Here is an 11884-nt window from a genome sequence, read left to right as displayed (position 1 = left end):
AAATAAAAAATAAGTATGAATCTTTCATACTATTTTGAACTGAAATTTATGACATTTCCTTTTTGAAACCTTTATATTTGCTTGACTCCTTACACTATAAAATAACAATGCGCAAACTAAAACTAATTTGGGACTTTCGTGGTCCCGACGCTCATAAAATTGCAAAACACCATGAAATTCATTTAAAAGAATACATAATAGCTGAACAACTGCCAATAATTATTACTGGAGTTGAAGATTTAAGTGAGGTACACTCTATTGCTTTTTTAGTGGTTGAAGAAAAAATTATGAAACCAATTAGAGATGCTTTAAAACCACATCGCGGACAAGTATATTCTTAATAAAAAAAAGAGACATAAACTATGATATAACTTTGTTTTTTATTCTAACAGAATACCTAATTTTAGAGTTTATTATTTTTCATAAATACAAATTTTCAAATCACACCTAATGCACTCTCATAAAAGCAACAATTATAAAAGCCCATATCCACTTAACCATTTAAAAAATGGAATCTATATATTATGCTTTGTGGTCATTTTAGGTTGTAAAAACAAGGAGTATGCTCCAAAAACCACTGTTCATAAACAAACAGGACACTCCACATTTGTTGGCAAGGAGGCTTGTATTGATTGTCATCAAACCGAATACACTACATGGAAAGATTCACACCACGATCAGGCAATGAAAATTGCTGATTCCACAACCATACTTGCTGATTTTAACAACACAAGCTTTACATTTCAAGGAGTTACAAGTAAATTCTTCAAAAAAGATGGTGATTTTTATGTAAATACCGCCGATGAAAATGGTGAGTATCAAGATTATAAAATTATTTACACGTACGGTGTTACACCTTTACAACAATACATTGTTAAATTTCCTAATGGAGCTTACCAATGTTTAATTACAGCTTGGGACACTGAAAAAAACTTATGGTTTCATTTGCAGCCTAATTTAGAATTAGCACATGGAGAATGGATCAACTGGACAGGTGGAGCAATGCGATGGAATACGGCCTGTGCTGATTGTCATTCTACAAACCTTGAAAAAAATTATAATTCAACTAACAATGTATACAATACCACATATAGTGAAATAAATGTAAGTTGTGAAGCTTGCCACGGTCCTGCTAGCAGTCATGTAGAATTTTATGAAAACCCCATAGAAGGTGCCACACCACCAAAACTGTACATGAGTAATAATGAAACTTCAAAAGATTTAGTTCAAAAATGTGCACGATGCCATTCTAGAAGAGGTCAGATTACCAAAAAATTTGATTATGAAGGACATTTTTTAGACCATTATACCCCTAGTTTATACACTTACCCAACTTATGAATTAGATGGTCAGATAAAAGATGAAGATTATGTTTATGGCTCCTTTGTACAAAGTAAAATGTATCACAGCGGTGTGAAATGTACTGACTGTCACGATGCACATTCCTTGCAACTAAAACAAACAGGAAATAATCTTTGTGTAACGTGTCATGTTGCAGACACATATGATAGTTCTTCGCATCATTACCACCAACCAAATACAGAAGGAGCACAATGTATTAATTGTCATATGACTGGTAGGTTTTACATGGGCAATGATTTTAGACGTGACCATAGTTTTAGAAACCCCCGACCAGACCAAACGGTTAAATATGGCACACCTAATGCCTGTAACGGTTGCCATGAAGACAAAACCCCTGAATGGGCTAGTGACTTTATTAATTCCAAATATGGCACCCAACGACCTGATCATTTTTCAAACTACCTATTGGCTGGTTATGAAGGCAATCAAAATGCTTTTCATACCTTAATATCAGAAGAAAAATATCCTGAAATAGCAAGAGCAACTGCCTTAAATCAATATACAAACAATCAGCTATCACCAGATGAAATTAATGGTTTAAGACGTTTTTTAAACGATCCTTCCATTCTTGTTAGAAATGAAGCGGTGCGCTCGTTTGAAAAAATAAACGACCAAAGTCGGTATGCTGATATAGAACCATTATTAAGAGATCCTGTTAGATTAGTACGGATTTCTGCAGTAAGATATTTCAATAGCATTGGTGCTGATATGAGCAATAACAATTCATATATTGAAGCTGAAAAAGAGTTTTTTGAACAAATGGATATGGATGCCGATTTTGCAACAGGACAACACCAAATAGGCATCTATCATGAAACCAAAGGAGAAATAGATTTGGCTATTAAAGCCTATAGAAAGGCTATAAAAATGGATAACTGGCTAAATATTTCCCGAATGAATTTAGCCTTATTGCTTTATAAACAAGGAAACACTGAAGAGGTTATAGAATTGTATCTTAAGGTCATTGAGCAAGAACCTGATTATGGAGATTCTTACTATATGCTCGGGCTTTTATATAATGAAATTGGAGATTCTAAAAATGCTTTAAAGTATCTTGAAATAGCAAGCAATAAAAAGCCAATTAATATTAGAGCTTTCTATAATTACGCCTTAAAACTTCAAGCGGAAAACATGAATCAAAAATCGATTGAAGTTATCAATAAAGCTTTAAGTATTTTTCCTGATAATGAAAATCTTTTATACGTAAAACTTATTGCTGAAATGAACCTAAAACAGCACGTTGCAGCTTACAACACCTGTTCTAAATTGATACAATTAGCACCTCACAATGCTAACTATCAACAAATATTACAAAGTCTACAATAATTTGATGTAAAAAAGCACTATTTAACTAAATAAGAACCTCTGCATACAAATCAAAATCTTCTGCCTCTGTAATTTTTACAGTAGCAAACTCCCCTGTTTTTAAATAGGTTTTTGTGGCATCAATAAGGACTTCGTTATCCACGTCGGGTGAATCAAATTCAGTTCTTCCCACAAAATAATTACCTTCTTTTCTATCAATAACCACTTTAAAAATCTGTCCTATTTTTTCTTGATTAAGTTCCCAAGAAATCTGCGACTGAATTTCCATTATTTGATTAGCTCGATCTTGTTTCACTTCCTGTGGCACGTCATCTTCTAAATTATAAGCGTGTGTATTTTCTTCATGAGAATACGTAAAACAGCCTAAACGCTCAAAACGCATATCTGAAACCCATTGTTTTAGTTCCTGAAAATTTTCTTCCGTTTCTCCTGGGTATCCAACAATTAAAGTGGTTCTAATTGCCATATTTGGTACAGCTGCTCTAAATTCTTTAAGCAATTTGGTGGTTTTTTCCTTTGTGGTACCACGACGCATACTTTTTAAAATAGAATTGCTAATATGCTGCAACGGAATATCTAAATAATTACAAATTTTAGGTTCTCGATTCATCACATCCAACACATCCATAGGAAAACCTGCTGGAAATGCATAATGTAAGCGAATCCACTCTACTCCTTCTACTTTTACCAAAGCCTCAAGCAATTCAGCTAAATTTCGTTTTTTATATAAATCGAGTCCATAATAAGTTAAATCCTGAGCAATTAAAATAAGTTCTTTAACGCCTTTGGATGCTAATTTTTCTGCTTCGGTAACAATGGCCTCAATAGGTGTGCTTTTATGCTTTCCACGCATAATAGGAATGGCACAAAAACTACACGGCCTGTCACAACCCTCGGCAATTTTCAAATAAGCATAATTCTTTGGTGTAGTTGTTAAGCGCTCACCTATAAGTTCATGCTTATAATCGGCCCCTAAAGCCTTTAATAAACCAGGTAATTCTGTGGTTCCAAAATATTGGTCTACATTTGGTATTTCCTTTTGTAAATCTGGCTTATATCGTTCACTTAAACACCCTGTAACAAATACCTTATCAACGTCGCCATCTTCTTTTTTCTGCATGAACTCTAAAATAGTGTTCACACTTTCTTCTTTGGCATTGTTTATAAATCCGCAGGTATTAATGACCACAATATTACCTTCCTCTTCATGAACTACATCTTTTCCACTGGCTTTTAATTGCCCCATTAACACTTCGCTATCATAAATATTTTTACTACATCCAAGAGTTACTACATTAATTTTATTCTTTTTTAGTGTTTTCGTTCTCATACCAAAATTTAAGTGCGCAAAGATACGGAATGAATATGGCACTTCTACTTAGCTCAGCATGAAATTTACAAATGTTGATTATCGGTTAACAAAGTCTAATTTATAAGTGCTTATTAAACCTTTTATATATTTGACAGTCCAAAATCATAAAAATCAAGTTATGAAACAGCTATTTTTATTTTTAACCATTGTATCGGTTTCATTTTTTAATTGCTCTAAAAGTGAACCAATACCCCCAACTATAGATTCCCTTTATTTTCCTCCAATAAATTCTGATTCTTGGGAAACAAAATCTATTTCAGATTTAGGTTGGAATGCAAACAAACTACAACCTCTTTTAGACTATTTAGAAGAAAAAAACACCAGAAGTTTTATAATATTACACAACGGAAAAATTGTTATTGAAGCCTATATGAATGGGCATTCTGCTTCTACACCATGGTATTGGGCTAGTGCGGGAAAAACATTAACAACCACAGTTTCTGGCATAGCACAAGATGACGGCTTATTGAATATTCATAATAAAGTGTCTGATTATTTAGGAACTGGTTGGACAAGCGCAACTTTAGCAAAAGAAAATCTCATTACCTGTAAAAACTTATTATCAATGGATTCTGGTTTAGACGATACAATTGGAGATGATGTTTCAGCAGCCAATCTACAATATGTGGCAGACTCTGGAACCCGTTGGGCATATCATAACGTATATGTTAAAATGCAAGATGTGGTAGCTGCTGCTAGTAGTCAAAGTTGGGATAATTATTTTAATACGAATTTGAGAGATAAAATTGGTATGTCTGGCTCCTGGACTAATTTAAATCATTTAAATGTGTACTGGAGTAATACCAGAAGCATGGCACGCTTTGGATTAATGATTTATGCCAAAGGTAAATGGGAAGACACACAAATTGTTTCTGAAAACTTTTTGAATGAAGCTACAAACACCTCACAAGAAATTAATAAAGCTTATGGATATTTATGGTGGTTAAACGGAAAACCAAGTTACCATTTACCACAAAGTCAATTTGAATTTAATGATGAATTGATTCCAAATGCTCCTAGCGACACTTATGCTGCTTTAGGAAAAAACGATCAGAAAATTTATGTTATACCAAGCAAAGAATTAGTAATTATACGAATGGGCGAAGCTGCTGACGATGATAATTTTGCTTTATCGAGTTTTGATAATGATTTGTGGGGAAAAATTAATGAATTAATTGAGTAATCAACCCCTATTTTAAAAATAACAAGATTACTAAGTTATTAAGAGAACATCAAAAAATATACTTATTTGAAAAAAGAGTCCACAAACTCATATTTATTAAACACCTGCAAATCCTCAATTCCTTCTCCTACACCTATGTATTTTACAGGAATTTTAAACTGATCTGAAATACCAATCACAACACCTCCCTTAGCGGTACCATCCAATTTGGTTACTGCTAATGAGGTTACTTCAGTAGCAGCTGTAAATTGTTTAGCCTGCTCAAAAGCATTTTGACCTGTGGAACCATCTAAAACTAAAAGTACATCATTAGGCGTGTCTTCCACTACTTTTTGCATAACGCGCTTTACTTTTGTTAGCTCGTTCATTAAATTTACTTTATTGTGCAAACGCCCAGCTGTATCAATTATAACTACATCTGCATTATGTGTAACGGCGCTTTGTAAGGTATCAAAAGCTACCGAAGCAGGATCACTACCCATAGATTGTTTTACTAAAGGCACATCTACCCTATCAGCCCAAACTTGCAGTTGGTCTATTGCTGCTGCTCTAAAAGTATCTGCTGCTCCTAAAACAACTTTAAGCCCTTGTTTTTTAAATTGATGTGACAACTTACCGATAGTTGTAGTTTTACCTACCCCATTAACACCAACAACCATAATAACATAGGGTTTTTTGTTTTTTGGTATTGAAAATTCGGTTTCTTCACCAGTATTCGTTTCACTTAATAAACTCGCTATTTCTTCTCTTAGAATACTATTTAGTTCGTCCGTGCCTAAATATTTATCTTTAGAAACACGCTTTTCAATGCGTTCTATAATTTTCAATGTAGTATTAACACCTACATCACTAGACACCAAAACTTCTTCTAAATTATCTAAAACATCATCATCTACTTTAGATTTTCCTGCGACAGCTTTACTTAGTTTACCAAAGAAACTACTTTTAGACTTTTCTAAACCTTTATCTAAGGTTTCTTTTTTTTCTGATGAAAATATTTTTTTAAAAAAACTCATTTAAAAAATGTTTATTCGTTTATTCATATAGTTAGTTAAACGTTACCTATCCTGCGTAATAATTAAAGTTTCTCTTCTTATTCTAAAGTAAACTCCAAGCCAATGTTGCATCTAAACTAAATTCAGGATAAAAGTAATGTCTAAATTTTAATAGCAATTATCCAACCTTTTATTCCATTCGGAAAAATTGTCATTAAAATCCTTCGGTAAATATAACACAAAAGCCACTTTCTTTTGGAAAGTGGCTTAATAATATTATGATAGGTACCCTTATTTCTTATTGAAGAAATCGTTTACTTGTTCAGGTGCCATAATAGACTCAACAAAAGTATAAGCTCCTGTTTTTGGAGATTTTACCATTTTTATTGCTTTTGACAACCTTTTAGATCCTGTTTGTAATGATGCTACTGATTTCTTTGCCATGACTCAATGTCTTTTTAATTATTTGAAATTATAAAAATTTCTAATTATTTAATTTCTTTATGAACTGTCATACGTTTAAGAATAGGATTGAATTTTTTAATCTCCATTCTTTCTGGCGTATTCTTTTTATTTTTAGTTGTAATGTATCTTGAAGTACCTGCTTGACCAGATTCTTTATGTTCTGTACACTCTAAAATTACCTGAATTCTGTTACCTTTTTTTGCCATTGTATTATACTTATTAAGCAGCTATTATTTTAAAAATCCTTTAGATTTCGCATCCTTAATTGCTGCAGAAATACCGATTTTATTAATTGTTTTTAAAGCAGAAGTAGAAACTTTAAGAGTTATCCAACTATCCTCTTCAGGAATATAAAAACGTTTTTTAATTAAATTTGCATCAAATTTACGTTTTGTTTTATTCATTGCGTGAGACACGTTGTTTCCAACCATTGCTCTTTTTCCAGTAAGTTCACAAACTCTTGACATTATTTCTAAGCTTTAATTTTTTTTGTTGTTTAAAAACGAGGTGCAAATATATAAAATCTTTAACTTATGACAACGTAAAAATTATCAATTTTTTAAAATTTCTTTTAGTAACATTTCAAAGGCTTTATTTGCGCCTTTATTTATTACTTTTACACGGTGATTTCCAAGCATGAATTTCTCAGAAAAAACCTTGTTTTTTGTAGCAATAGCGATATATATCGTTCCAACTTCCTCATTAGAGTCTCCTTTGGTAGGCCCTGCATTTCCTGTTGTAGCAATAGCGTAATCTGTTTTAAATAATTCTTGTACATGAGTCGCCATTGCTTCTGCAACTTGTGCACTAACGACAGAATTAGCATCTATAGCATCTTTAGAGACACCTAAAACATCAATTTTTGATTGGGTAGCATAACTTATAACACTTCCCTTAAAGTAAGAAGATGCGCCAGCGTTTTTTGTAAACCGCTCTGCTATTTTTCCACCAGTACAACTTTCTGCTGTAGCTACGGTTTTCCCTAATTTTGTAAGCTGCTTAGCTATAATATTTTCAATAGAATCATCTTCATCCTCAAAACCAAAAAACGCTTCTTGTATTAATGGCAGCACCGCATCAATTTGTTGTTGTACATCTAGTCTAACCAGAGTTTCATCAAAACCTACAGAAGACAAACGAAGTCGCATTCTACCTAAATCAGGTAAATAAGCGAGTTTGATATGCTTAGGTAAATTATCTTCCCACGCTTCTATTCTTGCCGCTAAAGTACTTTCTCCTAAGCCGTAAATTAAAAGTGTTCTATGTAAAATAAAAGGGCAATGGAACTTTTCTTTAATTTTTGGAATGACTTCATTTTCCATTAGAGCTTCCATTTCGTATGGAACTCCTGGTAGAGAAACAAAAACCTTATTGTTTTTTTCCATCCACATACCAGGCGCTGTACCTAAAGTATTCATTAATACTTTAGATTTAGAAGGCACATAAGCTTGATCTAAGTTTACCTGTAGCAGTGTTTGCCTCACATATTTTTTCCAAAGTTCCTTAATGTTTTTTAATACAGACTCATCTAAAACTAAAGTGTCATTAAAATATTCGGCTATGGTTTTTTTTGTAATATCATCTTTGGTAGGACCTAAACCACCCGTAATAATAACAATATCCACATGATTTTCAGCATCTTTAAATGCTTTTAAAATATGCGTTTTATCGTCTTGAACAGAAGTGATTTGATAAACAGAAACTCCAATTTTAGTGAGGGCTTTAGCTATAAATCCAGAATTTGTATCTAAAACTTGCCCAATGAGAAGCTCATCGCCTATAGTGATGATTTCTGCTAACATTATAGATTAAAATCCGATTTAATTTCGGCTGTTGCTTTATCAACTGCAGAAATAACAATTTCTAATTGTGATGTAATATCTAAATCCTTTTTCTCAAATTTACCCCAATCCTGCACTTCAATTAATGTATCTAGCACACCAAGCTCAAACAAATCTACGGTTGGTTTCATTTTATGAGCAGCTTGGTAGGCATTAAAGTAATCTGTTTCTGCTACAGCTTTTTTTAATCGTTCCGCATCTTCTGGCACCTCTTCTAAAAAAGCAGCAGCCAATGCAGCGATAAAATCTTCATCGTTATCCGCTAATTCCCTTACTCTAAATAATTTGTAATGTTGTTCCATTTATTTAACTGTTATTGAAAACATCTGTTTGTTTTCTATAAATCCTTTAAGCTTATCATTTGCTAATACTTTGCCAACCCCTGCGGGAGTTCCCGTAAAGATAATATCTCCAATCTTTAAAGTAAAATATTTCGAGATATATTCTATCAATTCATCAATTTTCCAAAGCATGTGGCTTGTATTTCCATTTTGAATAATATTATCGTTCTTTTTTAAAGAAAATACAATGTTGTTTACATTTTCTATTTCATTTACTGGTATCCAATCGCCAATTACTGCCGAACCATCAAATGCTTTTGCCTTTTCCCATGGCAACCCCTTGTCTTTTAATTGCTTTTGCAAATCGCGTGCTGTGAAATCAATTCCCAGACCAATTTCATTATAATATTTATGTGCAAATTTTTTATCTATGTACTTACCTACTCTATTAATTTTAACCAAAACTTCAACTTCATGATGTACATCTTCAGAAAAATCTGGAATAAAAAAAGGCTGTTTTTTAAGAAGAATTGCCGTGTCTGGCTTTAAGAAAATTACTGGATCGGTTGGCTTTTCATTATCCAGTTCATCAATATGTTCGGTATAATTCCTTCCAATGCAAATTAGTTTCATACGTTTAAAGTTTTAATTGGTGTTCTTCTTGAAGCTCTCACCCCTTGCCCCACAATGGCTCCTCATACATTCCCTAACACAAAAATCAGTTAATTATAGGTTTCATTGCTCGCTAAAAAATGAGACTGAGTACTAATCATCCCAATTTATTATTAAAGCTTCTCAATTTAATAGCCGTTAACACCTTTTTTGTATATAATGGGAAATCTGAATTTAACAACCATCCAAAATACCCCGGTTCTTTTTCTAAAATATCAGTAACAGGCTTTCCTTTGTGTTTACCAAAAGAAAAACATTCTTCACCGTTTTTATTAAATACTAAAAACCCTGCAAAATCAGCAAACTTTTTTCTAGAACTAAATTCTGCTAAAAATTTTGTATCGTTTTCAACCTCATCATATTTAGCAACCTGCGCTTTCAAAACTTCATACGTTGCTCTTGTATCTGCTTCTGCACTGTGTGCATTCTCTAAACTTTCATCACAATAAAATTTATAAGCTGCACTTAATGTACGTTGCTCCATTTTATGAAAAATGGTTTGCACATCAATGGCTAAGCGATTTTTCATATCAAAATCTACTTCTGCTCTCAACATTTCTTCTGCTAACAGGGGTATATCAAATCGATTGGAATTAAAACCTCCTAAATCAGAATCTTTTATCAAATTAAATACCTCTTTGGCTATTTCTTTAAATAATGGTTTATCGGCAACATCTACATCTGATATACCATGGATTTCTGTTACTTCCTTAGGAATAGGAATTCCTGGGTTAACCAACCAGGTTTTAGATTCTTCTTTTCCATTTGGGTATACTTTTAGCACCGAAATTTCAACAATTCTGTCTGAAGTTATATTGACCCCTGTTGTTTCAAGATCGAAAAAACAAATAGGTTTTGTAAGGTTTAGCTGCATTTTTTGTGTTATATTGATTACTGAACAACAATCGTATTTGGCAAAAATAGAAAAACCTGAACGTTTTATTGTCAGGTTTCTCTTTTAGTTATTTTAATCTATTATTAAACTTCTCTATTTACATCCCAAGCCTCTAAATAATCCTTTACTGTTTTTACAAACAGTCCACCAAGTGCACCATTAACCACTCGGTGATCGTAAGAATGCGATAAAAACATGCGATATCTTATACCTATAAAATCACCTTCCTCGGTTTCAATTACAGCAGGTACTTTTCGTATAGCTCCTAAAGCTAAAATTCCAACTTGAGGTTGATTGATGATAGGCGTCCCCATAATACTACCAAAAGATCCCACATTAGTAACTGTGTAGGTGCCACCTTGAACGTCATCGGGTTTTAATTTATTAGATCTTGCGCGGTTTGCTAAATCATTGACTTGTTTGGTCATGCCTACCAAATTAAGTTGATCGGCATTTTTAATAACAGGTACAATTAAATTACCATCTTCCAAGGCCGCCGCCATACCAATATTGATATTTTTCTTTTTGATTATTTTATCTCCTTGCACAGAAATATTAAGCATAGGGTACTCTTTTAATGCCTTAGCCACCACTTCCATAAAAATAGGCGTAAAAGTTAATTTTTCACCTTCACGTTTTTCAAATTCTGTCTTTACTTTATTTCGCCAATTCCATATCTTGGTAACATCTGCTTCTATAAAACTTTGTACGTGTGCAGACGTTTGAATGGAATCCATCATATGATTTGAAACCATTTTCCCCATTCTTGTCATTTCTATAATTTCATCTTCACCACTAGAAACAACAGAAATTGGTTTTTGAACTGTATTTTCATCATTAACAGATGTTTGAGCTACAGTAGGCTCTACAACTGGGTTTTCAACTATTGAAAGCTCAGACTTAACCCCATTAGATCTATTTTTAAGATAGTCCAACACATCATCTTTAGTCACCCGACCACCTTTACCGGTACCTAATAATGCATCTAATTCAGTTTGACTAACACCTTCTTCTTTCGCTATGTTTTTAACTAATGGCGAATAAAATCGATCTTCGGTGGACGTTACTGTTGATAAAGTTTCTTGAGCAACAGAAATACCTTCCGTTATTTGCTCTATAATTTCATTAGGAACATCTTCGGTTATGTTTTCATTTGAAGCTTGCGTCTGTAACTCGTTATCATCTTCCGTTTCAATAATGGCTATAGTTTGCCCCACTTGAACAACATCATCTGCATTAAAAAGTTTTTCAATCAGCACCCCTTCAACTTCGCTAGGAACATCACTATCCACTTTATCTGTTGCTATTTCAAGAACCGCCTCATCCAATTCAACAGTGTCTCCTACATTTTTTAACCAAGTGGTAATAGTTGCTTCTGCAACACTCTCACCCATCTTGGGTAATTTAAGTTCAAACTTTGCCATAACTATAAAGTAATCTTGCTTTATCTATTAGATACTGCAAAATTAACGAAAACGCATGGATTTTTTTA

Annotated in this window: 13 protein-coding genes; 3 read left to right on the top strand and 10 right to left on the bottom strand. The window is 33.1% G+C overall.

The features are described from left to right. Positions 1 to 107 precede the first annotated feature (107 nt). Positions 108 to 341 carry a hypothetical protein gene (locus APS56_RS16585; RefSeq protein WP_054730998.1) on the top strand — a complete coding sequence of 78 codons (234 nt, stop codon included), beginning with the start codon at positions 108 to 110 and terminating at the stop codon, positions 339 to 341. A 109-nt stretch (positions 342 to 450) separates the two neighbouring features. Continuing rightward, the gene (locus tag APS56_RS16580) at positions 451 to 2688 is read left to right on the top strand and encodes a cytochrome c3 family protein (RefSeq protein WP_054730996.1); all 2238 of its coding nucleotides are present in this window, start codon (positions 451 to 453) and stop codon (positions 2686 to 2688) included. Between the two features lie 25 nt (positions 2689 to 2713). Here the strand turns inward: APS56_RS16580 and rimO are convergent, their stop codons facing one another. Further along, positions 2714 to 4018: a 30S ribosomal protein S12 methylthiotransferase RimO gene (rimO, locus tag APS56_RS16575; protein WP_054730993.1), complete on the bottom strand. Its 1305-nt coding sequence runs from the start codon at positions 4016 to 4018 to the stop codon at positions 2714 to 2716. Between the two features lie 160 nt (positions 4019 to 4178). Here rimO and APS56_RS16570 point away from each other — a divergent pair, with 160 nt between their 5' ends. Continuing rightward, complete coding sequence (locus tag APS56_RS16570; RefSeq protein ID WP_054730991.1) at positions 4179 to 5243, top strand: serine hydrolase domain-containing protein; 1065 nt, start codon at positions 4179 to 4181, stop codon at positions 5241 to 5243. Positions 5244 to 5305: 62 nt separating this feature from the next. On the opposite strand, the gene ftsY is transcribed toward APS56_RS16570, so the two are convergent. The 9 genes from ftsY to APS56_RS16530 form a co-directional block, all read right to left on the bottom strand. Further along, positions 5306 to 6259 (bottom strand): signal recognition particle-docking protein FtsY, encoded by a 954-nt coding sequence (ftsY, locus tag APS56_RS16565; protein WP_054730989.1) that lies wholly within the window; start codon positions 6257 to 6259, stop codon positions 5306 to 5308. A 270-nt stretch (positions 6260 to 6529) separates the two neighbouring features. Further along, the gene (locus tag APS56_RS16835) at positions 6530 to 6682 is read right to left on the bottom strand and encodes a DUF4295 domain-containing protein (RefSeq protein ID WP_082379393.1); all 153 of its coding nucleotides are present in this window, start codon (positions 6680 to 6682) and stop codon (positions 6530 to 6532) included. A gap of 44 nt (positions 6683 to 6726) precedes the next feature. Further along, a complete protein-coding gene (gene rpmG, locus APS56_RS16560; protein ID WP_027075265.1) occupies positions 6727 to 6909 on the bottom strand; it encodes a 50S ribosomal protein L33 in 183 nt (60 codons plus the stop codon). A 24-nt stretch (positions 6910 to 6933) separates the two neighbouring features. Continuing rightward, on the bottom strand, positions 6934 to 7170 hold the full coding sequence (gene rpmB, locus APS56_RS16555; protein ID WP_054730986.1) for a 50S ribosomal protein L28: 237 nt from the start codon (positions 7168 to 7170) through the stop codon (positions 6934 to 6936). Positions 7171 to 7254: 84 nt separating this feature from the next. Next, positions 7255 to 8505, bottom strand: coding sequence for a competence/damage-inducible protein A (locus tag APS56_RS16550; RefSeq protein ID WP_054730984.1), 1251 nt, complete (start codon positions 8503 to 8505; stop codon positions 7255 to 7257). Then, entirely contained in the window at positions 8505 to 8846 is a 342-nt protein-coding gene (locus tag APS56_RS16545) for a hypothetical protein (RefSeq protein WP_054730982.1), read from the bottom strand. Before APS56_RS16545 ends, APS56_RS16550 begins: the two co-directional genes overlap by 1 nt. Next, complete coding sequence (locus APS56_RS16540; RefSeq protein WP_054730980.1) at positions 8847 to 9458, bottom strand: fumarylacetoacetate hydrolase family protein; 612 nt, start codon at positions 9456 to 9458, stop codon at positions 8847 to 8849. Positions 9459 to 9594: 136 nt separating this feature from the next. After that, positions 9595 to 10371 carry a 3'-5' exonuclease gene (locus tag APS56_RS16535; protein WP_054730978.1) on the bottom strand — a complete coding sequence of 259 codons (777 nt, stop codon included), beginning with the start codon at positions 10369 to 10371 and terminating at the stop codon, positions 9595 to 9597. A gap of 104 nt (positions 10372 to 10475) precedes the next feature. After that, on the bottom strand, positions 10476 to 11816 hold the full coding sequence (locus tag APS56_RS16530; RefSeq protein WP_054730977.1) for a dihydrolipoamide acetyltransferase family protein: 1341 nt from the start codon (positions 11814 to 11816) through the stop codon (positions 10476 to 10478). Between the last annotated feature and the right edge of the window lie 68 nt (positions 11817 to 11884).

Origin of the sequence: Pseudalgibacter alginicilyticus, assembly GCF_001310225.1 — a bacterium.
Classification (GTDB): Bacteria; Bacteroidota; Bacteroidia; order Flavobacteriales; family Flavobacteriaceae; genus Pseudalgibacter; species Pseudalgibacter alginicilyticus.
This window is presented reverse-complemented; position numbering and strand designations above follow the sequence as displayed.